At 68.8% G+C, this 26,849-nt stretch carries 27 protein-coding genes; 15 read left to right on the top strand and 12 right to left on the bottom strand.

Annotation, left to right across the window (positions count from 1 at the left end; translation table 11 throughout):
- Window positions 1-76: 76 nt before the first annotated feature.
- Complete coding sequence (locus JZ792_RS09925; protein WP_216909162.1) at window positions 77-1,258, bottom strand: winged helix DNA-binding domain-containing protein; 1,182 nt, start codon at window positions 1,256-1,258, stop codon at window positions 77-79.
- Window positions 1,259-1,315: 57 nt separating this feature from the next.
- Window positions 1,316-1,810 carry a tellurite resistance TerB family protein gene (locus tag JZ792_RS09930; RefSeq protein ID WP_216909164.1) on the bottom strand — a complete coding sequence of 165 codons (495 nt, stop codon included), beginning with the start codon at window positions 1,808-1,810 and terminating at the stop codon, window positions 1,316-1,318.
- 182 nt (window positions 1,811-1,992) lie between these two features.
- On the opposite strand from JZ792_RS09930, the gene JZ792_RS09935 reads away from it, so the two are divergent.
- The 4 genes from JZ792_RS09935 (at window position 1,993) to JZ792_RS09950 (ending at window position 7,524) form a co-directional block, all read left to right on the top strand.
- Entirely contained in the window at window positions 1,993-2,994 is a 1,002-nt protein-coding gene (locus JZ792_RS09935; RefSeq protein ID WP_216909166.1) for an alpha/beta hydrolase family protein, read from the top strand.
- Between the two features lie 64 nt (window positions 2,995-3,058).
- Window positions 3,059-3,916, top strand: a complete 858-nt coding sequence (locus JZ792_RS09940; RefSeq protein WP_216909168.1) for an arylamine N-acetyltransferase family protein — start codon at window positions 3,059-3,061, stop codon at window positions 3,914-3,916.
- 68 nt (window positions 3,917-3,984) lie between these two features.
- Window positions 3,985-5,739: a penicillin-binding transpeptidase domain-containing protein gene (locus JZ792_RS09945; RefSeq protein ID WP_216909170.1), complete on the top strand. Its 1,755-nt coding sequence runs from the start codon at window positions 3,985-3,987 to the stop codon at window positions 5,737-5,739.
- A 162-nt stretch (window positions 5,740-5,901) separates the two neighbouring features.
- Complete coding sequence (locus tag JZ792_RS09950) at window positions 5,902-7,524, top strand: serine/threonine-protein kinase (RefSeq protein WP_216909172.1); 1,623 nt, start codon at window positions 5,902-5,904, stop codon at window positions 7,522-7,524.
- Between the two features lie 95 nt (window positions 7,525-7,619).
- Here the strand turns inward: JZ792_RS09950 and JZ792_RS09955 are convergent, their stop codons facing one another.
- Window positions 7,620-8,201: a TerD family protein gene (locus tag JZ792_RS09955; RefSeq protein WP_216909174.1), complete on the bottom strand. Its 582-nt coding sequence runs from the start codon at window positions 8,199-8,201 to the stop codon at window positions 7,620-7,622.
- Window positions 8,202-8,531: 330 nt separating this feature from the next.
- Between JZ792_RS09955 and hisD the strand changes: the two genes are divergently transcribed.
- The 4 genes from hisD to hisH are packed head-to-tail and all read left to right on the top strand — an operon-like array spanning window position 8,532 to window position 12,259.
- The gene (gene hisD, locus JZ792_RS09960; protein WP_216909176.1) at window positions 8,532-9,869 is read left to right on the top strand and encodes a histidinol dehydrogenase; all 1,338 of its coding nucleotides are present in this window, start codon (window positions 8,532-8,534) and stop codon (window positions 9,867-9,869) included.
- Window positions 9,866-10,993 carry a histidinol-phosphate transaminase gene (locus JZ792_RS09965; RefSeq protein ID WP_216909178.1) on the top strand — a complete coding sequence of 376 codons (1,128 nt, stop codon included), beginning with the start codon at window positions 9,866-9,868 and terminating at the stop codon, window positions 10,991-10,993. The genes hisD and JZ792_RS09965 overlap by 4 nt, the downstream gene beginning before the upstream one ends.
- Window positions 10,994-11,012: 19 nt before the next feature.
- Complete coding sequence (hisB, locus tag JZ792_RS09970; RefSeq protein ID WP_216909180.1) at window positions 11,013-11,627, top strand: imidazoleglycerol-phosphate dehydratase HisB; 615 nt, start codon at window positions 11,013-11,015, stop codon at window positions 11,625-11,627.
- Window positions 11,624-12,259, top strand: a complete 636-nt coding sequence (gene hisH, locus JZ792_RS09975) for an imidazole glycerol phosphate synthase subunit HisH (protein ID WP_216909182.1) — start codon at window positions 11,624-11,626, stop codon at window positions 12,257-12,259. The genes hisB and hisH overlap by 4 nt, the downstream gene beginning before the upstream one ends.
- Before the next feature lie 80 nt (window positions 12,260-12,339).
- On the opposite strand, the gene JZ792_RS09980 is transcribed toward hisH, so the two are convergent.
- Window positions 12,340-12,870: a nuclear transport factor 2 family protein gene (locus JZ792_RS09980; RefSeq protein ID WP_216909184.1), complete on the bottom strand. Its 531-nt coding sequence runs from the start codon at window positions 12,868-12,870 to the stop codon at window positions 12,340-12,342.
- 98 nt (window positions 12,871-12,968) lie between these two features.
- On the opposite strand from JZ792_RS09980, the gene JZ792_RS09985 reads away from it, so the two are divergent.
- The 4 genes from JZ792_RS09985 to hisF all read left to right on the top strand — a co-directional run bounded on the left by JZ792_RS09985 (window position 12,969) and on the right by hisF (window position 15,900).
- On the top strand, window positions 12,969-13,421 hold the full coding sequence (locus JZ792_RS09985; RefSeq protein ID WP_216909186.1) for a MarR family winged helix-turn-helix transcriptional regulator: 453 nt from the start codon (window positions 12,969-12,971) through the stop codon (window positions 13,419-13,421).
- An 86-nt stretch (window positions 13,422-13,507) separates the two neighbouring features.
- Window positions 13,508-14,239 carry a bifunctional 1-(5-phosphoribosyl)-5-((5-phosphoribosylamino)methylideneamino)imidazole-4-carboxamide isomerase/phosphoribosylanthranilate isomerase PriA gene (gene priA / locus JZ792_RS09990; RefSeq protein ID WP_216909188.1) on the top strand — a complete coding sequence of 244 codons (732 nt, stop codon included), beginning with the start codon at window positions 13,508-13,510 and terminating at the stop codon, window positions 14,237-14,239.
- A 7-nt stretch (window positions 14,240-14,246) separates the two neighbouring features.
- Complete coding sequence (locus JZ792_RS09995) at window positions 14,247-15,056, top strand: inositol monophosphatase family protein (protein ID WP_216909190.1); 810 nt, start codon at window positions 14,247-14,249, stop codon at window positions 15,054-15,056.
- 70 nt (window positions 15,057-15,126) lie between these two features.
- Window positions 15,127-15,900 (top strand): imidazole glycerol phosphate synthase subunit HisF, encoded by a 774-nt coding sequence (hisF, locus tag JZ792_RS10000; protein WP_109529784.1) that lies wholly within the window; start codon window positions 15,127-15,129, stop codon window positions 15,898-15,900.
- A 66-nt stretch (window positions 15,901-15,966) separates the two neighbouring features.
- Here the strand turns inward: hisF and JZ792_RS10005 are convergent, their stop codons facing one another.
- From JZ792_RS10005 to JZ792_RS10030, 6 genes are all read right to left on the bottom strand, one after another.
- Window positions 15,967-16,719: a DUF8020 domain-containing protein gene (locus JZ792_RS10005; protein WP_216909192.1), complete on the bottom strand. Its 753-nt coding sequence runs from the start codon at window positions 16,717-16,719 to the stop codon at window positions 15,967-15,969.
- A gap of 76 nt (window positions 16,720-16,795) precedes the next feature.
- A complete protein-coding gene (locus JZ792_RS10010; protein ID WP_216909194.1) occupies window positions 16,796-18,052 on the bottom strand; it encodes an ABC transporter substrate-binding protein in 1,257 nt (418 codons plus the stop codon).
- Window positions 18,042-19,136: a branched-chain amino acid ABC transporter permease gene (locus JZ792_RS10015; RefSeq protein ID WP_216909196.1), complete on the bottom strand. Its 1,095-nt coding sequence runs from the start codon at window positions 19,134-19,136 to the stop codon at window positions 18,042-18,044. Before JZ792_RS10015 ends, JZ792_RS10010 begins: the two co-directional genes overlap by 11 nt.
- The gene (locus JZ792_RS10020; protein ID WP_216909198.1) at window positions 19,133-20,014 is read right to left on the bottom strand and encodes a branched-chain amino acid ABC transporter permease; all 882 of its coding nucleotides are present in this window, start codon (window positions 20,012-20,014) and stop codon (window positions 19,133-19,135) included. The genes JZ792_RS10015 and JZ792_RS10020 overlap by 4 nt, the downstream gene beginning before the upstream one ends.
- Before the next feature lie 3 nt (window positions 20,015-20,017).
- Complete coding sequence (locus JZ792_RS10025) at window positions 20,018-20,743, bottom strand: ABC transporter ATP-binding protein (RefSeq protein WP_216909200.1); 726 nt, start codon at window positions 20,741-20,743, stop codon at window positions 20,018-20,020.
- Complete coding sequence (locus tag JZ792_RS10030) at window positions 20,740-21,498, bottom strand: ABC transporter ATP-binding protein (protein WP_216909202.1); 759 nt, start codon at window positions 21,496-21,498, stop codon at window positions 20,740-20,742. The genes JZ792_RS10025 and JZ792_RS10030 overlap by 4 nt, the downstream gene beginning before the upstream one ends.
- Before the next feature lie 219 nt (window positions 21,499-21,717).
- On the opposite strand from JZ792_RS10030, the gene JZ792_RS10035 reads away from it, so the two are divergent.
- Both JZ792_RS10035 and hisI read left to right on the top strand, forming a co-directional pair.
- A complete protein-coding gene (locus JZ792_RS10035; protein WP_216909204.1) occupies window positions 21,718-23,013 on the top strand; it encodes a PucR family transcriptional regulator in 1,296 nt (431 codons plus the stop codon).
- 43 nt (window positions 23,014-23,056) lie between these two features.
- Window positions 23,057-23,404 carry a phosphoribosyl-AMP cyclohydrolase gene (gene hisI, locus JZ792_RS10040; protein WP_216909206.1) on the top strand — a complete coding sequence of 116 codons (348 nt, stop codon included), beginning with the start codon at window positions 23,057-23,059 and terminating at the stop codon, window positions 23,402-23,404.
- 10 nt (window positions 23,405-23,414) lie between these two features.
- Here hisI and JZ792_RS10045 read toward each other — a convergent pair whose 3' ends face one another.
- Both JZ792_RS10045 and JZ792_RS10050 read right to left on the bottom strand, forming a co-directional pair.
- Window positions 23,415-23,912 (bottom strand): MarR family winged helix-turn-helix transcriptional regulator, encoded by a 498-nt coding sequence (locus JZ792_RS10045; RefSeq protein WP_216909208.1) that lies wholly within the window; start codon window positions 23,910-23,912, stop codon window positions 23,415-23,417.
- Window positions 23,913-24,642: 730 nt separating this feature from the next.
- Complete coding sequence (locus tag JZ792_RS10050; protein ID WP_216909210.1) at window positions 24,643-25,104, bottom strand: peroxiredoxin; 462 nt, start codon at window positions 25,102-25,104, stop codon at window positions 24,643-24,645.
- A 126-nt stretch (window positions 25,105-25,230) separates the two neighbouring features.
- Between JZ792_RS10050 and JZ792_RS10055 the strand changes: the two genes are divergently transcribed.
- Window positions 25,231-26,844 (top strand): anthranilate synthase component I, encoded by a 1,614-nt coding sequence (locus JZ792_RS10055; RefSeq protein ID WP_438804320.1) that lies wholly within the window; start codon window positions 25,231-25,233, stop codon window positions 26,842-26,844.
- Window positions 26,845-26,849 lie beyond the last annotated feature (5 nt).

A 26,849-nucleotide genomic window follows, 5' to 3' on the forward strand; every position in this document is an offset into this window, starting at 1 on the left:
ACATCCGCATACGCCGACATCACGATCGTCCGGATTCGATTCACGGAGCCGAGATTCGCACGCGCCGGTCCCGCCGTCAGGCGGTCAGCTCACGTTCCAGCGGAGTCCGGAAGCGCGGAATCGCACGGATGTCGCCGTACCAGGCCGCCGTCTTCGCGACCTCCCGCTCGATCAGCGCTGCGTGCTCGGACCCGACATCCTCGAGCAGGCGGTGGACGATCTCGCCGTCCTTGCGCTGCGCCCATCCGCCGACGATCCGGCCGTCGCACCAGATGCTCGGACCGATATTGCCGTTGCGGTCGAAGAGTACGGGCGCGTGCGGGCCCAGGTACCAGTCGCGGGTCTGCCAGCCCATGGGGGTCGGGTCGAGTGCGGGCAGCAGTGCCGCCCAGGGCTGTTCCGGTGTGGCCACGGGATCGATGTCCTCGGCGAGCAGAACGCCGACGGTGCCGTCGAGGTCGACCTCGACGAGATCGAGTTCGGCCAGGGTTGCCCGGACTTCGCCGAGAGTCCATCCGGTCCACCATTTGATGTCGGAGACCGGTGCGGGCCCGAAGGCGTACAACCATTTCCGCACCAGTTCGGCGCGCGCCTGTTCTACCGACAGCGCCGCCACCCCGTCGGGAAGCCAGGATTCGACGGGAGCCCAGCTGTACTGGCTGCTCGTCCAGCTTCCGTTCGGCCGCCCGCGCACGATGCGGCCTTCGCACCCGAGTGTCACCAGCACCCACGTGGTGATATTGGTCGGCCGCGAATAGGCCTTGTCCGGGGCCGCGTTCACCTGGGTGCGCAACCTGGGGACGTCCTTGGACAACTGGGCACCCGTCGCGAGCCCCCGTGTGAGCAGTGCCGCGTGCGTCTCGGCCTCCACCTCGGCCAGCCACGTCGCCACGTCGCCGTCGATCACGCCCGCCTGTTCGATGTAGCGGCCGTAGGTGCGACGTTGCTTGTGTGCGAGCGCGTTCGCGCAGGACGCCTGCAACGCGGGGACCAGTTCGACGGGCGCGACGAACATGGTGCGCCGCATGGCCAGCATCCGGACCAGCGCACGGTCGTCGTAGAGCGCCTTCTCGAGATGCGCGGGGGTGGCGGCGTGCGAGCGCGCACCGACCGAGAGGTACACCGTCGCGGGATCGGTCGCGTGCAACACCACCAGTGACCGGACGATGTCCGCGACGTCGTCGGTGCGCGAATCGTTCGCGAGCCGGTGCCGCACGGCCAGTCTTGCCCGCCGTTCGGCGGCGTCGATCGAACGCATGGGCGGCATGGTAGCCGTGTGGTCCGACAGGTACGCGTGACTACCGGTCGACGCCGGTCAGAGCCCGAACTGGCGCGGGTCGACCCGCAATGCCCGGCATGCCTCACGGACGGCGGCGACCTCGGCCTGGTCGAAATCGCCGTCGGCGTTGCCGATCAGGATGCCGATCTGCACCACCGCCTCCGCCTCGGTCGACTTCCCGGCGACCTTGGCGATCTGTTGCAGGACGTGTGCGCGTCCGAAGGCGGCGTCGGCGACGAGGCGATTGCAGTTGTCCTCGAACAGTTGCCGCAATTCGTCGGCGGAGAAATTCGACAGCGCGGGTTCGGTGCCGATCAGTCCGGCCACCCGCATCCGCTCGTTCGGTTCGATCGAACCGTCGGCGGCGGCGACCAGGGCACACATCCCCATCGCCGCGTCACGGAAGGCGCCGCCGCGCAATTCGTTCTTCTTGGCCAGCAACTGCTTGCGCCACTGCGGGGCCTTGTCGACCACGTCCATCAACCGGCCGAAGGTGTGCGCGTTGGACACGATTTTGTTCAAGAAGGCCATGTGCTCTGCTCCCCGGAAAGTGGGTCGGGACCGGCGCAAACGGCGGTCGGGACTCCGTATCGACATCGGCACGCTAGCAGAAGGACATCCGGCCCGCGCGCTTCGATTATCGGCCGGAATTCGACCGGTGTTAATGCTTCGAGCCGGACCGGATCACCGTGCCACCGTGGGATCATTCGGTGATGAGGCGTGGACGCGGATTGCTGGCCGTGTGCTGTGTACTGTGGGGGGCTTTCACGGCGAGCGGTCTCACCGCGTCACCGGCTGCGGCCGAACCCGCCTGCGAGGCCGGGGTGGACGTACGCCCCGTGACGGTCACCGTGGACGGCGAGGAAGCGACCGGACGGGTGTACGAGCCCTACCGGTGCGTTCCCGGCGATCTGCCGCCGGAGCAGCTGGCGATCGCGGTACACGGGCACACCGGCACCTCGGCCGACTATTCCGCGTATGTCACCTCGATCGCACGCCGCACCGAAACCCCGTTCCTGGCCATGGATCTGCGCAACGACACCGGTGTCTGGCGGACCGGCGACTGGAACCTGTGGGCGGGATGGCGCGATATCGTCGCCTCGACCCTGTGGTACCGGGCCGAGCATCCGGGGATCACGCGGACGGTGCTGTGGGGCTGGAGCCAGGGCGGCATCATGAGCGGACTGGCCGTCGCGCACGCACCGCGCGGGCTGTTCGACTACTGGGTCGACAATTACGGCCCCGGCGACGATTTCACGATGTGGGCAGCGGGCGGGCTCGTCGATCCCGACCTGCCCGGCCAGATCGAGCGCGACGCCGGAGGGTGCACACCGATCGTCTGCCCGCAGGCCTACGTCGAACGGTCGCCCGCGCTGCTCGCGGGGCGGATGGATATGCGGCGCGCGTTCCTCGTCCACGGCATCGCGGACACGGTGGTCCCCTACGTGACCAGTGTCGAGATGCGCGCGGCCCTGCTCGCCGCGGGGAAGCCGACCTCGATGTACACCGTCGTGACCGGCCGCGACCTGAACGGCGCGATCGTGCCCGGCGATCACAGCATCGGTCCCGCCTTCTTCGAGGGCGGCTGCGTGGTGGAACGGCTGCTGCTCGGCACCGAACCCACCGACGGTCCCGACCGCGATTACCTCGTCGACGTGGCGAGCGGAACCGTCACCGCGCCCGCCGCCCCGCGCGGCGCGAAATGCGCGGCATGAGCGCGGAACAGTTCCGTGGGCGGCGTGGTTCTCGATAGGGGGTGAGCACGTCGAGGAGGACGCGGTGACGGATCCGGCATATCGGTGGGACGGTGCGGCCATCGATCTCGACGCCTATCTGGCGCGGATCGGCTTCGACGGCGAGCGCGCGCCGACCTCGGCGACCCTGCGCGGACTGGTGTACCTGCACACCACGACGATCCCGTTCGAGAACCTCGAGATCATCCTCGGGCGCACGATCCCGCTCGATCCACCGGCGCTACAGGACAAATTGATCGGGCGTCGTCGCGGCGGGTACTGCTACGAGAACGTCGGAATCTTCGCCGCGGTGCTCGAACGGCTCGGTTTCGGTGTGACCGGCGTGAGCGGACGGGTCACCATGGGCGCCACCGAGGGCCTGCGCCCCGCCACCCACGCGCTGCTGCGCGTCACCACCGACGACGACGATCGCGGGTGGATGGTCGATGTCGGATTCGGGGCGGGCCCGCTCGAGCCCTACGAATTGGTCCCGAGCGCGGGGGAATTCACGCTGGGCCGGTGGCGCTTCCGGCTGGAACGCCGGGTCGGCGAACTGGACACCGAACTCTGGGCGCTGCACCAGTTCGGCCGTGACGGCTGGCTGGAGCGCTACACCTTCGGCACCCAACCGCAGTACCGCATCGATTTCGAGGTCGGCAATCATTTCGTCTCGACCGCGCCGCGGTCGCCGTTCACCACGCGGCCGTTCGTACAGCGTTTCCGGCCCGACGTGCACTACGTCATCGACGGCACGACCATGACCACCGAATATCCGGACGGTTCCGGCGACACCCGCGAACTCGAACTCGCCGAACTCCCGAAAGTCCTGTCGGAGATCTTCGATATCGATCTGGACGAGGCGGACGCGGCGACGCTGTCCGAGGGCGGATGGCTGCTCCGCTGACGAATTCGCCGGAATCGCGCTTTCCGACCTGACCTGCGGGTGACCGCGCTCCCGATACAGTCGGCCGGGTGCGTACCCAACGGAAGCTCTTCGCCCTGTTCGCCGCACCCGCGCTGGTTCTCTTCGGCTGCGGTTCCGGTCCCGACCAGCCGCAGACCGTCGCCGGGGATTTCGCCGACGCGCTGACCCGCGCCGATATCGCCGCGGCCGCCGCGCTGACCGACGATCCCGCCGCGGCGACCTCGGCACTGGACCAGCTCTACGACGGCCTAGGCAAACAGGTGGAATTCCAGGTCGACTCGACCGACGACGACGAATTCACCCTGGCCGCCACCTGGAAATTCGGCAAAGGCGCGGCGGGGGAGTGGAATTACACCACCACCGGGACCGCGCGGGACCGCGACGGCTGGAAGGTCCACTGGGATCCGGCGACGATCGCCCCGGGACTGGCGATGGGGCCGCTCGAATACAGCCCGCTCGCCCCGGCTCCCGCCCGGATTCTGGATTCCGCGGGCGGAGAGCTGATGACCCGGCAGGTGGTGACCCTGGTGAATATCGCGCCCGGCGCCGATCTACCGGCCGTCGCGCCGGTGCTGGCACCGTTCGCGCCCGGGATCACCGCGCAGTCGCTACAGGCCGATCTGGCCGCGGCCGAGGGCGCGCCCGTCACCGCGATCACGTTGCGCGCGAGCGATATCGAGCCCATCGCGAACGCGCTGGCGGCCATCCGAGGCGTCACCCTCGCCCCGCAGACCCGATTGCTGACCACCGACAAGGCGCTGTCCTCGCCGACGCTGTCGGGTCTGGCCGACCTGTGGCAGTCCACCACCGACGCGGCGACGGGCTGGTCGGTTCATCCGGTGAATCCCGATGTGTCCGGACGCGTCGCGGGCGGGGATCCGCGCCCGACCTCCGATATCCGGACCACCCTCGATCCCGCGATACAGCGCAACGCCGAAGCCGCGCTCGACGCGATCGCACAGCCCGCCGCCGTCGTGGCGCTGCGGCCATCCACCGGCGCTGTCGTCGCGATGGCGCAGAACGCACCGGCCGACGCGCAGGGACCGATCGCGCTCACCGGCCTGTACCCGCCGGGGTCGACCTTCAAGACCGTGACGGTCTCGGCCGCGATGCAGGCGGGCGAGGTCACGCCGGACACCGTGCTGCCGTGCCCCGGCGTGGCCGATATCGAAGGGCGTCGCATCCCCAACGACGGTAATTTCGATCTCGGTCCGGTCGCGTTGCATACGGCGTTCGCCCGCTCCTGCAACACGACGATGGCGGCGCTGGGTGTGGGTTTGCCGCCGGACGGGCTGACGAACGCGGCCGCGCAGCTGGGTCTCGGCGTCGACTTCGTCACGCCGGGCCTGACCACGGTGACCGGCAAGGTGCCCACCGCCGACACCCCGGCCATGCGCGTGGAGTCGAGTATCGGTCAAGGCCGGGTGACAGCGTCGCCGTTCGGTATGGCGCTCGTCGCGGCCTCCATCGCGCGCGGATCGGTGCCCGCGCCGGTGCTGGTCGCCGGTCAGCCGGGCGTCGCCGACCGGACACCGCAACCTCTCCCGCCCGCGACCGCCGAACAGATCGAGACGATGATGCGCGAAACCGTCACCGGCGGCACCGCGACGCAGCTCGGCGACATCCCCGGCCTGCTCGGCAAGACGGGCACGGCCGAATACGGCGACAACACCCACGCGCACGGCTGGTTCGTCGGCATCGACGCCCCGTCGGATCTCGCGTTCGCCGTTTTCGTCGCCGACGCGGGGAGTTCGGCCCCCGCGGTGGAGGCCGCCGGACGCATGTTGCGCGCGCCGCGCTAACGTGGCGCGGCAGCGCGCCGGACACCGTGTGGCAGTAAACGCACAGCGTGGTCACCGCCTGTGACGGCCCTCCGCCGGAGCGGCCGGAAATACTTCCGTGCTGACGCATGGCTCGGCCCATAAGCCAGCTACACTCGTCGGCGGGCCGCGTACGCGGTCAATATGCGGGATGTCACGATTTCGAGAAGGTTCGGAGTAGGCGCCATCGATACCGGTCAGTTGATCGCGGAGCATTACCGCCTGGTCGAGCGGATTGGTAGCGGCGGCACAGGCGTTGTTTGGCGTGCCGTCGACGAACGACTGCAACGCTCGGTCGCGGTCAAGCAGATCCACATCAAGGCGAGCCTGCCGGAGTCCGAACGCGACGTGGTGCGTCAGCGCGCCATTCGCGAGGCGCGGAACGCGGCACGGTTCCAGCATCCGAACGCGATCGTGGTCTTCGACATCACCGAGCACGACGGCGATCCGTGCCTGGTGATGGAATTCATGAAGTCCAAGAGCCTGGCGGCCGTGCTGTCCGCGCAGGGCACGCTGCCGTTGACGCAGGTATCGCGTATCGGCGAGCAGGTGGCCTCGGCGCTGATCTCGGCGCACCAGGCGGGCATCGTGCACCGCGACGTGAAACCGGGCAACATCCTGCTCGACGACAACGGCACCGTGAAGATCACCGACTTCGGCATCTCACGCGCCACCGGGGACGTGACGCTCACCGAGACCGGCCTGATCTGCGGCACCGCCGCCTATCTCGCGCCCGAGGTGGCGCGCGGCGCGGACCCGACCCCGGCCGCCGACGTGTTCGCGCTCGGCGCGACGCTGTTCCACGCGCTGGAGGGTGAACCGCCCTACGGTGCGAGCGCCAACCCGCTCGCGGTGCTCTACGCCGCGGCCAACGGTCAGGTGAGCGAACCGCGAAACGCGGGCGCCGCCACCGATTTCCTGTTGCAACTGCTCGACCCGGAACCCGAGCACCGGCCGACCATGCGTACGGCGCGCGAACATCTCGCCGCGCTGGCGGATTCCGGGACCGCGCCCGTGCACGCCGGATTCGTCCCCGCCAGTGAGGCTTTCGCGCGCAGGCAGCGCGGGCACGAGGAGGCGGCGACCCGCGCGCTGCGATCCTCGCCGGTCGCCCCGCCGCCGCATCAGCCCGCCGAATGGCACAACCGGCCGACACCGCATCCGACTCGCGGTGGCACGCATCCGAATACGATGGCGCACCCGCGCACCCAGGCCCAGCCGCGTCCGCAGCCGCCGCGTAAATCCGGCGGTAAGCGCGGGGCCGTGCTGATCGGCGGCGCGGTCGGCGCCGTGATCGCCGTGGTCGCGATCGTGATCGTCGCGATGAGCCAGTCCGGTTCCGACACTCCCGCGCCGCAGGCCGCTCCGCCGTCGGCGTCGACATCGTCGGCCGGTCCCACCACGCAGGCCGCTGTCGCGCAACTCGGCAAGACGCCGAGCGTCGGCGCCGTCGATCTGGGTCCGGCGGCGGAGCTGATCGTCGATTTCTACAGCAATCCGGCGGGTTCCTGGTCGTCGCTGACCCCGGCGGCGCAGAAGCAGTACGGCAGCGAACAGGCGTATCGGGAGTACTGGGGATCACGCACCATCGACACGTTCGCCGGTGTCAACGGCAGTAACCGCGGCACCTACGCGGACGGTTCGCTCGATATCAGACTGGCCCAGCTGACCATGGACGGGCAGACCACCTCGATGGTGTTGCACGTCGTGGCCGGTAGCGGCGGCAGACTGCTGATCGACAGCGAGACCCGCCCGACGGTGGCCTAGCACTACGGCGTTCGATCGGGAGTTCGGGACGGAAGGAACGCGGGATCGACGGCGAAGTCGCCTGCGTCGATACCCGCGCGGTCTACCGGATCCGATCAGGCCATCGCGAAACGCAGCAGGTTCTGCTTGTCGCCCTGCTTGACCTTGCCCTTGCGGTTGAGAACCTCGAGTTGCCAGACCGGGCCGTTGCGGAACGCCCGCGCGACCGCGTTGGCGTTCTCGTTGCCGAGCAGCGAGGGCCAGATATCGGCGACCTGCTGGCTGCTGCCGCCGGAGGCGTCGTAGACCTTGAACGAGATGTTGTTGGCCTTCTCGAAGGAACTGCCCTTCTTGAAGGCCACCGCGACGAAGATGATGGCGTCGATACCGCCGGGCACATCGGCGAACGTGACGGTGACGGTCTCGTCGTCGCCGACGGCCGCACCGGTCTGCTCGTCGCCGGAGTGCAGCACCGAGCCGTTGCCGAGCGGATCGAGCGAGTCCAGTCCGGCGAACCGGACCGGTTCCGCGCCCTGCATCAGGATGGCGATGAGGTCGAGATCGACCCCCTTCTTCCTGCGTGCCCACCCGAGTGCGCCACCGCTGGTACCCGCCGACGGATCCCAGCTCACCCCGACACTCAGTTTGGTGATGCCGGCGAGATCCGCGGCGCCGTCTTCTTTCTTGAGCGTGATCATGGCATCAGACTACCGGCCTTGCCGAATACCCGTGGGGCACACCATTATCGCTGGTCAACAGCCGAACGGGGACGATTTTCGGCACTCGGAACCGGCCGGGGGCGAAGGAATATCGGTCGACGCGCGCCCGCGCCGAAGACCGGTCGCCGACCCGATCGGCGCGGGCGCGTGCGGGCATCGACGGCCCGGCGTCCGCGCGAGCGCGCCTGCCCCGGCTGAGATCCAGGTCACCGCGGCGTCGCGCGGTGAGACCGGGCCGGAAACCCGGTTGATGCCGACCATTAGGCTGGTACCGGACAAAGCCCAGCACAGACAGGACAGCCGACCGATATGACATCCCGCATCGAGCTCGCCCGCGTCGATCTGCGCGGTCGCACTCCTTCCGCTGCCGAGCTGCGCACCGCGCTGCCGCGCGGGGGAGTCGACGTGGACTCGGTGCTGCCCCATGTGCGCCCGGTGGTCGAGGCCATTCGGGATCGCGGTGTCGCGGCGGCGCTCGAATTCAGCGAGCGGTTCGACGGGGTGGTCCCGGCCTCGGTCCGGGTTCCGGCCGCCGAGTCGGCGCGAGCACTCGACGAACTCGAACCGGCGGTGCGCGCCGCGCTCGAGGTCGCGATCGAGCGGACCCGCAAGGTGCACGCCGACCAGCGGCGCACCGACACGGTCACCGAAGTGGTGCCCGGCGGCGTCGTCACCGAGCGGTGGGTGCCGGTGGAGCGCGTCGGGCTGTACGTGCCCGGCGGAAACGCCGTCTATCCCTCCAGCGTCGTGATGAACGTAGTGCCAGCCCAGGCCGCCGGTGTCGACTCCCTGGTCGTCGCCTCGCCGCCGCAGGCACAGTTCGGCGGGCTGCCCCATCCGACGATCCTGGCCGCCGCTCAGCTGCTCGGTGTCGAGGAGGTGTGGGCGGTCGGTGGCGCGCAGGCGGTCGCGCTGCTCGCCTACGGCGGCACCGATACCGATGGCGCCGGGCTGGAACCGGTCGACCTGATCACCGGACCGGGCAATATCTACGTGACCGCCGCCAAGCGGCTGTGCCGCGGACTGGTCGGCATCGACGCCGAGGCCGGCCCGACCGAGATCGCGATCCTGGCCGACGCCACCGCCGATCCGGTACACGTCGCGGCCGACCTGATCAGCCAGGCCGAACACGATGTCCTCGCCGCAAGCGTGCTCGTCACCGACAGCGCGGAACTCGCCGACGCCGTCGACGCGGCGCTCAGCGCGCAGATGACCGTGGTAAAGCACGCCGCCCGGGTGCGCGAGGCGCTCACCGGCGCGCAGTCCGGCACCGTCCTCGTCGACGATATCGATCAGGGCCTGCGCGTGGTCAACGCCTACGCGGCCGAACACCTCGAGATCCAGACCGTCGACGCGTCCGCCGTGGCGGCGCGGGTGCGCAGCGCGGGCGCGATCTTCGTCGGCGCGTTCGCGCCGGTCAGCCTCGGCGACTACTGCGCGGGGTCCAACCACGTCCTGCCGACCGCGGGCTGTGCGCGGCATTCGTCCGGGCTCAGCGTGCAGACCTTCCTGCGCGGCATCCACGTGGTCGAGTACACCGAGGCGGCGCTGAAGGATGTCGCCGGGCACGTGGTCGCACTGGCCACCGCCGAGGATCTACCCGCGCACGGCCAGGCCGTCACGGCGCGTTTCGAGGCGCTGTCATGAGCGCGACCGCTCCCGGCTCGGCCATCGGACTCGACGATCTGCCGCTGCGCGAGAACCTGCGCGGCAAGAAGCCTTACGGCGCACCGCAATTGACGGTGCCGGTGCAGCTGAACACGAACGAGAACCCGCACCCGCCGACCCGCGCGCTCATCGACGACGTCGCCGAATCCATTCGCACCGCCGCCGCCGACCTGCACCGCTATCCGGATCGGGACGCGGTGGCGCTGCGCGCCGATCTGGCCGCCTACCTGAGCGAGCAGACCGGCGTCACCGTCGACACCGTCAATGTGTGGGCGGCCAACGGATCCAACGAGATCCTGCAACAGCTGTTGCAGGCCTTCGGCGGACCGGGCCGCAGCGCGCTGGGTTTCGTGCCCTCCTATTCGATGCACCCGATCATCTCCGAGGGCATCGACACCGAATGGGTGGAGGCCAAGCGCAGCGCCGATTTCTCCCTCGATATCGACTACGCGGTGGCCGTCATCGCCGAACGTCGTCCCGACGTGGTGTTCGTGACCAGCCCGAACAATCCCACCGGGCACAGCATTCCGGCCGTCGACCTGGTCCGGCTGCTCGAGGCGGCGCCGGGCATCGTGGTCGTCGACGAGGCGTACGGCGAGTTCTCCGCCGAGCCGAGCGCGCTCGCGCTGATCGACCGTTTCGCGGCGAAACTGGTGGTCACCCGCACGATGAGCAAGGCTTTCGCCTTCGCGGGCGGACGTCTCGGATACCTGGTCGCCGCGCCCGCCGTCATCGACGCGCTGCTGCTGGTGCGCCTGCCCTACCACCTGTCGGTGGTCACCCAGGCCGCGGCCCGCGCCGCGCTGCGCCATGCCGACGAGACCCTGGGTAGTGTCGCCGAATTGTCCGCTCAGCGTGATCGCGTCGCCGCGGCACTGGCCGAACAGGGCTACGACGTGGTGCCCAGCGATGCCAACTTCGTGCTCTTCGGCAGGTTCGCCGACGCGCCGCGCGCCTGGCAGCGCTACCTGGACGACGGCGTGCTGATCCGCGATGTCGGCATCACCGGCTACCTGCGCGCCACCATCGGCCTGGCCGCCGAGAACGACGAATTCCTGCGCGTCAGCGCGAAACTGGCCGCGACCGAACTGGTCCCACGATGAATCTCAGCGAGGTGACAGCATGAGCAGGACCGCGCGGGTCGAACGCGTGACCAAGGAATCCAGCATTCTGGTCGAACTGGATCTGGACGGCACCGGCAAGACCGAGATCTCCACGGGCATCCCCTTCTACGATCACATGCTCACCGCGCTCGGCGCGCACGCGAGTTTCGATCTGACGGTGCGCGCGCAGGGCGATATCGAGATCGAGGCGCACCACACCGTCGAGGACACCGCGATCGTCTTCGGACAGGCCCTCGGACAGGCGCTGGGCGACAAATCGGGAATTCGCCGTTTCGGCGACGCCTTCATCCCGATGGACGAAACCCTCGCGCACGCCGCGGTCGACGTCTCCGGGCGGCCCTACTGCGTGCACACCGGCGAACCGGATCACCTGCTGCACACGGTGATTCCGGGTGCCGCGCCCGGCGCGCCGTATTCCACCGTGCTCAACCGCCACGTCTTCGAGTCGATCGCGCTCAACGCCCGCATCGCGCTGCACGTGCGGGTGCTCTACGGCCGCGACCAGCATCACGTCACCGAGGCGGAGTTCAAGGCCGTGGCGCGTGCGCTGCGCGCCGCCGTCGAACTCGATCCGCGCGTGCACGGCGTTCCGTCGACGAAGGGAACGCTGTGAGCACCACCTCGGTCGCGCTGCTCGACTACGGTTCCGGCAACCTGCACTCCGCCGAACGCGCGCTGGTCCGCGCGGGCGCGACCGTCGAGGTGACGGCCGATCCCGAGATCGCCTTGGCCGCCGACGGTTTGGTCGTTCCCGGCGTCGGCGCCTTCGAGGCGTGCATGGCGGGTCTGCGTGCCGTGCGCGGTGAACGCATCATCGGCCAGCGCCTGGCCGGCGGTCGTCCGGTACTCGGCATCTGCGTCGGCATGCAGATCCTGTTCGAACGCGGCGTGGAATTCGGCGTGGAGACCGACGGCTGCGCCGAATGGCCCGGCACCGTCGAACGCCTCTCCGCGCCGGTACTGCCCCACATGGGCTGGAACACCGTCTCGGCCCCCACCGACAGCACCCTGTTCGCCGGAATGGACCGCGACACCCGCTTCTACTTCGTGCACTCCTATGCCGCTCAGACCTGGGACCTGCCCCCGAGCGAACATTTCGCCAACCCGCGCCTCACCTGGGCCGAACACGGCGTCCCCTTCCTGGCCGCCGTCGAGAACGGCGCGTTGTCCGCGACCCAGTTCCACCCCGAGAAGTCGGGCGACGCGGGCGCACAACTCCTCCGCAACTGGGTCGCCTCCCTGTAGACACCGCGATACCCGCCGGTTCGGCAGGGTTGTTCGCGAATCCGGAGGTCGTCCGGGTACGCGACAGGAGGTCCGCCGGGTCACGGGCGGGTGCCGGTCGACCACTGGGGCGTCATATCGACCCGGGACATGCTCCAGCCTTCTCCGGAGCGGACGGCGTCGATGCGGTACACCACGCCGAGGGTGAACGCGGGTTCCGGGGCGACTCGTCCCGGCGTCTCCGCGGCGGGGGTGAAGATCGCCACGATATTGGCGCGGACATCGGCGCTGTCGCCGTGTACGTCGACGATCACATTGCTGAAGAAGTGCTGAATCCGGTGCGCGTCGGTGTGGTTGCGGCGTGCCTGGGCGATGAGGGCGTCGCGGCCTTCGGCGGTTCCGCCGGGAGTTCGCACGGTGGCGTCGGGGGTGTAGATGGCGCGCAGGTCGTCGAAGCGGCCTTCGTCGAGAGCGCGGCCGAGCCGGTAGACCAGTTGCGTGATCTGGTCGCGGTCGCGGAGTTCGCGCGTTTCGCGCCGCGCGGCGTCATCGGTCGCGGTGGCCGTCGTCGAGCAGGCGGCCAGCAGTGCCAGCGGGAGGGCGGTGAGGGCCACGGTGCGGAATCTGTTCATCGGAGGAACCTTTCGGATAATCGTTGGCCTATCCAACGTTGGTGAAGCCAACGGTATCAGAATGTAGGTCGCACCAACAAGTCTTGTAATGTAGGCGCATGGAAATCTCCGACGAAGGCGCGGCGAGCAGGCTTCGCGCCCTACCGACGAGGCTGGTCAACCAGGTCGCGCTCCTCGCGGACCGGGCCACCGACCGGGCGCTCGAGCACACCGGGTCGCGCAGGCACCACTACGCGCTGCTCACCACGCTCCAGGCGTTCGGACCGGACAGTCAGGCCGAACTCGGGCGTCGCACCCGGATCGACCGCAGCGATATCGTGGCCGCGCTCAACGACCTGGCCGAACGCGGATTCGTCGAGCGCAGCCCGGACCCCGGCGACCGCCGCCGCAATATCGTCACCATGACCGATTCCGGCGCCCGCCACCTCGCGGAACTCGATCGGCGCCTCGACACCGCCCAGGACGAATTGCTGGCCGGATTCTCCGCCGCCGAGCGCGCGGAACTGGTCGAGTTGCTCACCAGGATCCTCGATCACCACGCGCGCGGCTGACCGGCATCGGCCCCCGCGGTGACCGCCGTCGCATCAGCGCAGGCCCGGGGCTCGAATGCCACGGGACAGCAACTAAGCTGCTCGGAGTGAGTCTTGTACTGCTTCCCGCCGTCGATGTCGCCAATGGAGAGGCCGTGCGCCTCGTGCAGGGGGAGGCGGGCAGCGAAACCAGCTACGGTTCGCCCCGTGACGCCGCGCTGGCCTGGCAGGAGGCCGGCGCCGAATGGGTCCATCTGGTCGACCTGGACGCGGCCTTCGGACGCGGCTCGAACCGGGAGCTGCTGGCCGGTGTCGTCGGCGAACTCGACGTGAAGGTCGAACTGTCCGGCGGTATCCGTGACGACGAATCGCTGCGTGCCGCCCTGGCCACCGGCTGCGCGCGGGTGAATCTGGGCACCGCCGCGCTGGAGGATCCGGTGTGGTGCGCCAAGGCCATCGCCGAACACGGCGAACGTGTCGCGGTCGGTCTCGATGTCAGGATCATCGACGGCGAATACCGGTTGCGCGGTCGCGGCTGGGTGAGTGACGGCGGTGACCTGTGGGAGGTGCTCGAGCGCCTCGAACGCGACGGCTGTTCCCGCTACGTCGTCACCGACGTGACCAAGGACGGCACCCTCACCGGCCCCAATCTCGAACTGCTGCGCGAGGTCTGCGCCGCGACCGACGCGCCCGTGATCGCCTCGGGTGGCGTGTCCACCGTCGCGGATCTGGTCGCCATCGCGGGACTGGTCGACGACGGCGTCGAGGGTTCGATCGTCGGCAAAGCGCTCTACGCGGGCCGCTTCACGCTGCCCGAGGCGCTGGCAGCGGTGCGCTGAGCACCCGATGACCGCCGACCCGATCGCCGATCTCCCGGCCCTGCTCGCCACCGCGAGCGACATCCTCGACGCGGCGGCCCCGCGCTTCGTCGAGGGTATCGGCGCGCCGAGCGCGATCAGCAAGGGCGGCAACGATTTCGCGACCGAACTCGACCTGGAGTTGGAACGCACCATCTCCGACCGGCTCGAGCAGCGGACCGGAATCGAGGTGCACGGCGAGGAATTCGGCGGTCCGCAGCTGACCTCGGGCACCGCCTGGGTGCTCGACCCGATCGACGGCACCTTCAACTACTCCTCGGGCCATCCGCTCTCGGGCATGCTGCTCGCGCTGGTGCACGAGGGTGAGCCGGTACTCGGGCTTACCTGGCTGCCGATCCTGGACAGGCGTTACGCCGCCGCGCTCGGCGGACCGGTCACCCTCAACGGCGCGCCGTTGCCGCCGCTGCCGCGCGGCAGACTCGCCGAGGCCATGATCGGTTTCGGCGCCTTCAACGTCGACGCCGCCGGGCGTATCCCCGGCCGTTTCCGCTTCGATCTGCTCGGTCCGCTGAGCAGACTCTCCTCGCGGGTGCGCATGCACGGCTCCACCGGTATCGACCTGGCGTTCACCGCGTCGGGGGTGCTCGGCGGCGCGATCGTGTTCGGACATCATCCGTGGGACAACGCGGCCGGTGTCGCGCTGATCCGCGCGGCGGGCGGCGTCGTCACCGACCTCGCGGGCGATCCGTGGCATATCACCTCCGGGTCGGTGCTCGCGGCCGCGCCGGGGGTGCACGAAGAACTGCTGGACATGATCAGCATGGTCAGCACGGCATGAGCGGTGGGCGCGAAGCTCACCGGGGCGCGGTTCGAACGCGCCGGAACAGACGAATTCGAAGGGTGAGTCAATGACGTTGGCGGTACGCGTGATCCCGTGTCTGGATGTGGACGCGGGTCGGGTGGTCAAAGGCGTCAATTTCGAGAATCTGCGTGACGCGGGCGATCCCGTGGAACTCGCGGCCCTCTACGACGCCCAGGGCGCCGACGAACTGACCTTCCTCGACGTCTCGGCCTCCACCGGGGATCGCGGCACCATGATCGATGTCGTCACCCGCACGGCGGAGCAGATCTTCATCCCGCTCACCGTCGGCGGCGGCGTGCGGACCGTGGAGGACGTGGACCGGCTGTTGCGCGCGGGCGCGGACAAGGTGTCGGTGAACACCGCCGCGATCGCCAGGCCGGAGGTGCTGTGGGAGATGTCGCAGCGGTTCGGATCGCAGTGCATCGTGCTGTCCGTCGACGCCCGCACCGTGCCGGAAGGTCAGCCCGACACCCCGTCGGGCTGGGAGGTCACCACGCACGGCGGTAAACGCGGCACCGGCATCGACGCCGTCGAATGGGCCGTGCGTGGCGCCGAATTGGGTGTGGGGGAGATCCTGCTCAACTCCATGGACGCCGACGGGACCAAGGTCGGTTTCGATCTCCCGATGATCCGCGCGGTGCGCGCGGCGGTCACGGTGCCCGTCATCGCCAGCGGTGGCGCGGGCGCGGTCGAACATTTCGCCCCGGCCGTCGCGGCGGGCGCGGACGCGGTACTCGCGGCCAGTGTCTTCCACTTCGGTGACCTGACCATCGGCGAGGTCAAGGATTCCATGCGCGCGGAATCCATCGTGGTGCGCTGAGGTCGCACGCAGAAGCGCCTGCCCACCCGGGCACTCGGGTGGGCAGGCGCGGCCTGGCGGTTTCGGTTACTTCGCGGGAGCGGGCGCCGGGACGGCGGGATCCTTGCAGTACGGCAGCTCGGCCGGGCACGGCGCGAGAATGGTGGAGAAGTACTGGAAGGCGGCGAACAGCGCCAGCGGACCGCCGACGGTGATCAGGCCGACCATGCCGCCGACCGCGCCGAAGGTGGCCGCACCCAGGACGCAGCCCGCGATGGCGGCACCGACGAAGGGCAGCAGCAGGGCGATGACCGGGCTGGCGATCGCGGCGCCACCCGCGGCGCCGAGCAGACAGCCGACGCCGCCGCCGAGCACGGCGCCCACGACCGCGCTGACGGCGCTGCCGATGGTGATGCGCTGGGCGAGCGCGCCGAGCGCGGTCAGGTCACGCGGGGTGAAGGATTCGGCGACCTGATCGGCGGTGACGATCTGGCTCGGCGAAACGGCAGCGACCGGCGTGCCCGCGTCCTTGGTCGGGGTGAGGGTCGCGGTGCGTCCGTCGATATTCGCCGAGATCGGGAAGGCGAGTGCGTCCATTCGGTAGCTCAGCGGCAGGGCCGCGACCGGGGTGTCGCGATCATCGGTGATGACCAGCTGATCGGCGACCACGCGCAGTTTGCCGCTGTCGAGGGTGACGACGGCCGAATCGCCCTGGCGGGTGACCTCGTAGGAGATGTCCTGCTGCGGCTCGGGCGCCGGTGCGGCGTGGCTCGCGCCCGCGCTGACGCCGAGGGCGACCGCCGCCAGCGCGGCGGTCATGATGGAACTGCGGAACTTCATCTGTTTCCTCATCTATCTGTTTTCTTCGGGGCCGGCTACGGCGCTGGAGTGCGCCGAAGCACGAAGCGTTGGTGGATCACTTGCTGGTGCGGATCACATCGCCGTTCAGAACCCAGCGGTCACCCTCGAACTTCTGGATTCGCATGGCCTCGAGCGGGAACGCGTCGCCGGGGCCGGTCTTGAGCGTGATGCCGGGCAGCATCAGGTCGATGGTCACGTCGTTCAGGGCGCGCACCGAATCCCGAAGACCTTCGCGGGTCTTGCATTTCGCGGCCTCGAAGGTCTTGGCGAAGCTCTCCGCGACCGCCCAGCCCGAGGTGGTGTACTGGTTGGTCGGGTCGGCGCCGGGCGCGTACTGGGCCAACTTCTCCCGGTACAGGCGCACCGCGGCGTCGTTGGCGAACTGCGGATCGGCCGGATCCTTGAGGAACGCCGCCGAGACGATGCCCTGGACGTTCTCCAGTCCGACCGGCTTGAGCGTGGTCATCGGGTTGGAGACCACGGTCAGGATGTGCAGCGGGTTCCAGTCGATGTTGCGCGCGTCGGCGGCCAGCGTCTGGGCGGCGAACTTCGGCGTCGCGAAGTTCAGCAGCACATCGGCTTTCGAGTTGGCCAGGTTGCGCAGCTGGGGCTCGACGGTGGGATCGGTGGCCTCGTAGCTCTGTTCGGCCACGATCGAAACGCCGCTGCCCGCGACGTTCTTGGTGAAGCTGCTCAGCAGATCCTTGCCGAAGTCGTCGTTCTGGTAGAGGACCGCGACCTTCGCGTCGGGCTTCTGCTGACGTACGTACTGGGCGAACACCTGGCCTTCGGCGAGGTAGCTGGGCTGCCAGCCGATGGTCCACGGGTGCGCGGTATCCGCGCCCCACTGCGTCGCGCCACCGGCGACGAAGATCTGCGGCACCTGACGCTGGTTCAGGTAGTCCCAGACCGCCGACGAGGTCGGGGTGCCGAGGGTCTGGAAGACCGCGAAGACCTGGTCCTGTTCGACGAGGCGACGGATCTCCTCGACGGTCTTCGGGGGCTGGTAGCCGTCGTCGCGCACCAGGTACTCGACCTTGTGTCCGTCGATGCCGCCCTTCTCGGCGTTGACGTAGTCGAAGTAGGCCCGAATGCCCTTGGGCAGTTCGGCATACGCGGACGCGGGGCCGGACAGGGGGTAGGCGCCGCCGATCTTGATAGTGGTATCGGTGATGCCGGTGGTCTGCTGCCCCTTGCAGTCACCCTGGCCGATGGTTCCGCCGCTGTCCCCGTCTCGGCCGCCTCCGCAGGCCGTGGTCGCGAACAGCACGGCCGCCGCCAGACTTATCAGGCGAATCGCCCTAGTGCGCATTGGTATTCCCTTTCCGAAGAACTGGCCGACCTCGTCGGCCGAGCCACCACGCCGCGCGGCCGACCAGGCCGGCCAGTCCGTTCGGCGCGAGGTACATGACCGCGATGATCAGCAGTCCGAAGATGACGCCGGGTGCGGCCTGATTGATGTCCTGGGCGAAGTTCGGCACGTACATGACGAACAGTCCGCCCAGTACCGGTCCCCACTGGGTGCCGAGTCCGCCGACGACCAGTCCGGCCAGCAGCGTGATCGACAGTCCGACCGCGAACGAGTCGGGGGAGACGTAGGCGATCACCCAGGTGTAGACACAGCCGGCCACCCCGGCGAAGGTCGCGCTCCACGCGAAGGCGAGCGTCTTGTAGAACGCGAGCCGGACGCCGAGTACCTCGGCGGCGATCTCGTTGTCGCGGATGGCGTGCAGCGCGCGCCCCACCCGTGACCGCAGCACCCCGGCGACCAGCAGGAAGCTGATCAGCGTCGTGCCCAGGGCGAGGAAGTACAGCCACTGGTCCTCGGCCAGCCCGGTCCACTCGGGCGGCTGCGGCTTGGGCAGGGTCAGACCCATGGACCCGCCGGTGACATCGTCGAATCGTTTGAGCAGCGGCACCATGAAGATGGCGATGGCCAGCGTCACGAGGGCGAGATAGAGCCCGCGCAATCGCAGGACCGGGATTCCGAGCGCGAAGCCGATGACGAAGGTGACAACGGCCGCGATCGGCAGGGTCGCCAGGTACGGGGTGTCCCAGCGGTCCATGAGCACCGCCGCGGTGTACGCGCCGACCGCGAAGAACGCGCCGTGACCCAGCGAGATCTGGCCGGTGTGGCCGACGATCAGATTCAGCCCGAGCAGCGCGATCGCGTAGATCATCGCCATGGCGAGCTGGAAGGTGCGGAACGGTGCGAGTTCGAACGGCGCGTAGCAGGCGACGAGGACGACGACGCCGACGAGCAGCCAGTGCCAACGTCCGGCGGTGACGAGCCTGCTCAGCGGGGATTTCTTCGGCGGGGATTTCTTCGGCTCCGGCACGGTGGGCGGAGCGGGGACGGCGGCAGCGGAAGACTCGCTGCGGGATACGGCGGTCATACGCGTTCCACCACCGCGGTTCCGAAGAGGCCCTGCGGTCGCAACAGCAGTACCCCGAGAATGATCACCAGCGGGACTCCGACCTTGAGTTCGGTGCCGATGGCGTCGACGTAGGCGCCGGTCAGCGTCTCGGCGACTCCGACGATGATGCCGCCGACGACCGCGCCACCCGGACTGTCGAATCCGCCGAGTGTCGCGGCGGCGAAGGCGTAGATCAGAACCCCGCCCATCATGTTGGGTTCGAGGAACAGCAGCGGCGCCGACAGCACCCCCGACACCGCGCCGACCAGCGCGGCCAGGCCCCATCCGAGGGCGAGTACGGTGCCGACCCTGATGCCGACGAGTTTGGCCGACTGCGGATTGTTCGCGACGGCCCGCATGGCGAGGCCGATCTTGGTGTAGCGGAACAGCAGGTAGAGCAGCGCCATGACCACGGCGACGACGGCCACCACGCCGAGGCTGTTGTATCCGGCGGTCACGCCGCCCGCGCGGATCGCGCCCTCCGGGAAGGGATTCGGGAAGGATTTCACCTGGAACGACCAGATCCAGCCCGCCGCGGCGTTGATGAAGAAGAACAGCCCGACCGTGACGATCACCAGCGTCAGTTCGGGTGCGCCCTCCACCGGCCGGATGATCACCCGCTCGATCAGCATGCCGCCGATGAACGAGATCGCCAGCGTCGCGGGCAGTGCGAGCCAGAAGGGCATACCCGACTCGACGAACTGCCAGGCGAGGAAGGCCGAGAACATGGCCAGCTCACCCTGGGCGAAGTTCACGATTCCGGTGAACCGGTAGATGAGGACGAGGGCGAGGGCGAGGCCCGCGTAGATCACCCCCGCGGTGATCCCCTCGATGAGTTGCTGTAGGAATTCGGCCATCGGTCAGACCTGGTATCCGAGGTAGGACTGCACCACTCGTTCGTCGGCGCGGATCTCTGCTGCGGTGCCGGACAGAACGATTCGGCCGGTTTCGAGTACATGCGCGTGGTGCGCGGTGGCCAGTGCCAGGTGAGCGTTCTGCTCGACGACGATCACGGTGGTGCGTTCCTCCTGGTTGATGGTGTGCACGATCTGGAAAAGCTCCTGCGTGACCACGGGGGACAGGCCGAGGGACGGTTCGTCGAGCAGCAGCAGCGTCGGGCGAAGCATCAGCGCCCGGCCGATCGCGAGCATCTGCTGCTGACCGCCGGACAATCCGCCCGCCGCCTCGCCGAGGCGTTCCTTCAGAACCGGGAAGTAGTCGAGAACGCGCCGCAGATCGGCTTCGATACGCACGCGGTCGCGGTGCCGGTAGGCGCCCAGTCGCAGGTTCTCCTCGACGCTGAGCTGGCCGAAGGTGCCGCGGCCCTCGGGGACATGGGCGACGCCGAGGCGCGCCATGGCGTCCGGCGCGCGGCCCGCGACCGAGGTGCCGCCGAGACGGATCTCGCCGCGCACCTTGACCATTCCGCACAGCGCGCGCAGCAGTGTCGTCTTACCCGCGCCGTTCGGTCCGAGGATGGCGGTGACTTCGCCTTCGGCGACCGAGAAGCTCAGTCCGTGCAGAACCTTCGCGGCGCCGTAGCCGGCGTGCAGATCGGTGACGTGTAGGTAGGGGTCAGCGCTCATGCCGCTGTCCCGAGGTAGGCCGCGATAACGGCGGGGTCGCTCTGCACGACTTCGGGGGTGCCCTCGGCGATCACCTTGCCGAATTCCAGGCACACCACCCGATCACACAGACCCATGACGAAACCCATGTGGTGTTCGACGACGACGACCGTGAGATCCAGTTCGTCGCGCAGTGACCGCAACAGGTTCGCGAATTCGCCGACCTCGCCGTGGCTGAGTCCGTTGACCGGCTCGTCGAGCAGCAGCAGCCGCGGCTCGACCGCGAGCGCGCGGGCCAGCTCGATGCGCTTGAGCGTGCCGAAGGGCAGGCCGCTGGCGGGATGTTCGGCGACGTCGTCCAGATCCAGCCGCGCGAGCAGGGCGTCCACCTCGGCGCGCAGCCGCCGCTCTTCGCGGCGGACCTTCGGCAGTCGCAGTGCCGCCGAGACGAAACCGGCTCCGGCGCGATGGTGCGCGCCGACCAACACATTGTCTCTGACCGACAAATGCGGAAAAAGGCCCAGATTCTGGAAGGTCCGTGCTATGCCCAGGCCTGCCAGCGCGTCCGGTCGCACCCCGCCCAGGTCTTCACCCAGGTAGTGCACGGTGCCCGAATTCGGCGTGTAGCGACGGGTCATGCAATTGAACAGCGTCGTCTTACCTGCGCCGTTCGGTCCGATCAGCCCGACCATCTCGCCGGGTGCTACCGCGAATCCGACATCGTGCAATGCGGTGATGCCGCCGAAGCGGACGGTCAGGTGGGATATCTCGAGCATTCGTCCTCCGGCCCGCGATTTTTTCGCGGGCGAAATCCGTGCGGGACAACGCGGTTCTGCTACCGGCGTATCTGGTCGTGCCAGCGTAAAATCGCAGGTTGGGAGACACATTGGGCTCTGTGGCTCAAACTCCGCCGATGAATTTGTCCTCTGCGGACATGGACGGTTCGCGAATCGGGTGTGTTGACACCCCGGGGCGTCGCCGTGGAGTATCCGACTATGTCATCTGGATCACACCCGCGCGCCACCTTGGATCCGGAGACTGTGTACGCCGAGCGCAGGCGGATCGCAGGCACGGTTTTCGAGCACGCGCGCGATATCGCCGATGCCGGGATCTCCGCGATCACCACTCAGATTCCCGGCTACTCGGCCCGTGACACCGGCTTCCGCGCCGATGTGCACGATCAGCTCGCTCGGTTGAACCGGACCGGCTTCGAGGCGATGCTCGACAAACGCAGGGTCACCTCGGAAGATTTCGCCTACGTTCGCCGGGCCGCGGCGCGCCGGGCCCAGTCCGGACTCACCCTCGTCGACTACATCAATGCCTTCCGGCTGGGGCAGCAGGCCACCTGGAAGACCATGCTCGCGCACGCGGGGGAGTCCGAGGCCGCCCGCGAGGCCACCCTGTCGATGGTCGCCCCGCTCACCCGCTTCTGCGATCTGATCAGCACCCAGGCGGCGCACGCCTACCTGGAATTCCAGCAGTACCTCTCGGCCGAGGTCGGCGGTGACAGCAGGGAACTGCTCGAATCCCTGCTCGACGGCGTACTGCCCGAGCGCGGCACCCAGTTGGTGACGGCCAACGCGCACGGCATCGTCGCCGATCGCACCGCGCCGATGGTCGTGGTCAGGGCGGTGGTCCTCGGCACGGCGACCCGGCGCGGGGAATCCTCCGATTCCGACGCCGAGGTCAGGCATCTGGTCTGTGCCTCGACCTCGCGCATCGGGGTCAACGGGCTGCGCACGCTGTCGGTGGTGCGCGGCGGCGAGGTCGTCGCCGTTCCCGTCCTCGGGCGCAGCGGCAGCAGCGACGAACTGTGCGAGCGACTGCGGGTGATGCGGGAGAAACTGCGCTCGGAAGGGATCTCCCTCGCCATCGGCATCAGTCCGTCGGTCTCCGAGGTGGCGGGAATCCCCAGGGCCTACCAGCAGGCCCAGGCCGCGCTGGAACTCCTACCGGAGGACGGCGGTGTGCTCGCCCTGCCGCAGTTGAGTCCGTTCCGCTATCTGATGTTGCGCGCCGACGACACCGCCCGTCATCTCGTCGACCCGCGCATCGGCGCCGCACTGACCGACGACCGCACCCGCGGCGGCGTGCTGGCCGACACCATCCGGGCCTTCGCCGCCGCCGATATGAACCTGCGCGAGGCGGCCGACGAACTGCGCATCCACCACAACACCGCCAAATACCGCCTCGGGCGCATCCAGGAACTGACCGGGCGCAACGTCCGCAGTATCAACGACCTGGTCGAACTCCTGGTGGCGATCGAGTTGCAGACCAGCCCACAGGAGTAGGGCGACGACGTCGCGTCTGCCGCGCCTTGTTATAACGGGGGACATGACACTCGACCCCGATATCGCCGCCAGGCTCAAGCGCAACGAGGCCGGTCTGGTGGCCGCCGTCGCGCAGGAGCGGGCGACCGGCGACGTCCTGATGGTCGCGTGGATGGACGACGAGGCGCTGGCGCGCACGCTGGCGACCCGCAAGGCGACCTACTATTCGCGTTCCCGCAGCGAGTACTGGGTCAAGGGGGAGACCTCGGGCCACACCCAATACGTCCACCAGGTCCGGCTCGACTGTGACGGCGACACGATCCTGCTGGTCGTCGACCAGGAGGGCGCCGCCTGCCATACCGGCACGCACACCTGCTTCGACGCCGACCTGCTGTTGGGCGAGCCCGCCTGAGCCGCGCCGGTCAGCCGCCGTCGTCCGCGGCCCCGGCGGCCGTGTCCGGCCTGGACAGGACCTCGGTCAGCCGGGTGGACAGGAGTTCGCTCAAATCGGCCAATCGCGCGGTCTCGTCGGCGGCCAAGCCGTCGAACACCAGGCGACGCACGGTGTCCAGGTAGCCGGGGGCCGATTCGACCACCTTCAGGTAACCGTTGTCGGTCAGGACCGCGTGCACGCCGCGTCGGCCCTGGGTCGCGACTCGTTCCGCCAACCCCATCCGCTCCAACTTGGAGATCACGTGCGACAGCCGTGACAGCGAGGCGTTCGCCTTGTGCGCCAGATCGCTCATCTGGAGGCGGTGACCCGGTTCCTCGGACAACAGGGTCAGCACCCAGTACTCGAAATGGGTGACTCCGGACTCACGCTGCAACTGCGTATCGAGGGCGCCGGGCAACCGGGTCATGAGCGCGACGATCGCGCGCCACGCCCGCTGTTCGACGGGGTCGAGCCACTTCGTCACCATGTGCCTCTCTCGAGCCAGCGACGTGCGTTCACAAGTCCGATAGTCACTGTCACCTGCGAATATCGAGTTTGCCACGACTTCGCTCGACCGTCTCAGAGTTGCCGGATGTCGTGAGGTCATTCACAGGATGGGTGAAATCCCCACCGAGATTTCCGCACGGTTGCTGCTCGATCGCGTAGAGGTAGCGGTGCGGGTCGCCCCTGTTTCGGAGGTGACTGCCGGTAGCCGGTGCCGTGCCCCCTACGGGCGCGCTGAACCGGCCGCTCACACGCGGTTGTCGCGACGGTTCGGTGAGAGTGTCGACGGCCCCAGCCCCGGCGATCGGGGCATTTCGGCGGATCGAGACTGCATCGGCCGATCGTCGGCGCTGCCCTCGCCGTGTTGCTGCCCGCGCCCGAGGCTGGGCATCAGGTGCGCGGCCCGGCATGACATGGAGGGCCGCCGCCCGCACCGCTGATGGCGTCCGGTGTGATGGGGGGTCCAGCAGTTCCGCCGCAGGGCCGGATCGACCCGGTGCCACGTCGAAGGGATCCAGCTTCCCCGGCGCGGCCGACACCGACCTCGTCGCCTCGTTCACGATCGTGACGGCCGAATCCTTGTCGGCGGGCGACCGAATCCCTCTCGACGAGAGGGAGTTTCGCGCCGGGCGCGCGGCACCGGCTGCGGATTCGACGGAGGCCGGCGCCGTGTCACGGCGTACGACCCCGTCACGGGTCGCGCGAGGCTATTCCTATCCGGCGCGCTCGGTCAGGAATTCCAGTGCGTCGTCGGCGTGCACGCCCGCGCGGATCTCGCTGGCGATGACCTTCAGCACCGTGCGGTCGGTATCGATGACGAAGGTCTGGCGTTTGACGGGCGCGAGCTTGCCGAGCAGTCCGCGCTTGACGCCGAACCGCGCGGCGACCGCGCCGTCGGAATCGGACAGCAGCGGGTAGCCGAGACCCTGTTTGGTGGCGAACCCCGCCTGGGTGTCGACGCCGTCGGTGCTGATTCCCACGCAGGACGCGCCGATCTTCTGGAATTCGGCGGCCAGATCACGGAAATGGCAGGCTTCGGCGGTGCACAGGGGCGTGTTGGCGGCGGGATAGAAGAACAGAACCAGAGGACCGTCCGCGAGCAGTGCTTCGAGCGAACGGGGCGTACCGGACTGATCGGGGAGCTCGAACAGTGGGGCGAGCTGACCTGTCTGCATGACTCGGACACTACCCGCCGCCGACGAATTGCCGCGTCGCGGAAAAAGTTACGGCGGCGATCAGGGCACGGGTACGGAAGCCGAATCCGGAGTGTTTCGGGCCGGGGGCGCGTTCGGCGAACGTGGGTGGACACCGCTCGTCGGCGGGGCAGCCGGTGCTGGGATGATGGGGCCATGCCAGGCGCGTCGACACCGACTACCACGACCCGTGCACAGTTCCACGCCCTCGCCGCGGAGCATCGGGTCGTCCCGGTGACCCGAAAGGTGCTGGCCGACTCGGAAACTCCGCTGTCCGCGTACCGCAAGCTCGGCGGCGACCGGGCGGGCACCTTCCTGTTCGAGTCCGCGGAGAACGGTCGGTCCTGGTCGCGCTGGTCCTTCATCGGCGCGGGCAGTCCGTCGGCGCTGACCGTCGTCGACGGTGAGGCGACGTGGCTCGGCAATACCCCGGTGGACGCGCCGTCGGGCGGCGATCCGCTGCTCGCGCTGCGCGAGACGCTGGAATTGCTGCGCACCGAGCGGCTGCCCGATCTGCCCCCGCTGACCGGAGGCATGGTCGGATATCTGGGCTACGACGCGGTCCGCAGGATCGAACGCCTGCCCGAGATCGCGACCGACGATCTGGGACTGCCCGAGATGGTGCTGCTGCTCGCGACCGATCTGGCCGCGTTCGATCACCACGAGGGTGCGATCACGCTGATCGCCAACGCCGTGAACTGGAACGGCACCGCCGAACGGGTGGACGAGGCCTACGACGACGCCGTCGCGCGATTGGACCGGATGACCTCGGCGCTCGCCGCGCCGTCACCGTCCACGGTGTCGGTCTTCGATCAGCCCGAACCGGAATACCTGCGCAGGCGCACCACCGAGGAATTCGGCGCGGGCGTGCGACGGCTGATCAAGGAGATCGAGGCGGGCGAAGCCTTCCAGGTCGTGCTGTCGCAACGCTTCGAGATGGATTACGACGGCGCGCCGATCGACCTGTACCGGATGCTGCGTGCCTCCAACCCGAGTCCGTACATGTACCTGATCCACATCCCCGACGGTGACGGCGGCACCGCCTTCTCCATCGTCGGGTCGAGTCCGGAATCCTTGGTGACGGTGCAGGACGGCGTCGCGACGACCCACCCGATCGCGGGCACCCGCTGGCGCGGTGTCACCGAGGAGGACGATCTGCTGCTCGAGAAGGGCCTGCTGGCCGACGAGAAGGAGAACGCCGAGCACCTGATGCTGGTCGATCTGGGCCGCAACGATCTGGGCCGGGTCTGCGAGCCGGGCACCGTCCGGGTCACCGACTACCGCCACATCGAGCGCTACAGCCACGTCATGCACCTGGTCTCGACCGTGTCCGGCCGTCTCGCTCCCGGGCGGATCGCGCTCGACGCGGTCAACGCCTGCTTCCCGGCGGGCACGCTGTCCGGCGCGCCGAAGGTGCGGGCGATGCAACTCATCGAGGAGTTGGAGCCGACCCGCCGCGGCGTCTACGGCGGCGTCGTCGGGTATCTCGATTTCGCGGGCGACGCCGATACCGCCATCGCCATCCGCACCGCCCTGCTCAAGGACGGCACGGCCTATGTGCAGGCGGGCGCGGGCGTCGTCGCCGATTCCGATCCCGAATACGAGGACGTCGAGGCGAGGAACAAGGCGATGGCGGTGCTCAAGGCCGTCGCCGCGGCGAAAACCCTGCGCGCCTACGGCACGGAGCCGGGCGGCCCGCCCGCGCCGGACGGAAGCCGATGACGGAT

It is taken from the genome of Nocardia noduli, assembly GCF_019038455.1.
GTDB lineage: Bacteria > Actinomycetota > Actinomycetes > Mycobacteriales > Mycobacteriaceae > Nocardia > Nocardia noduli.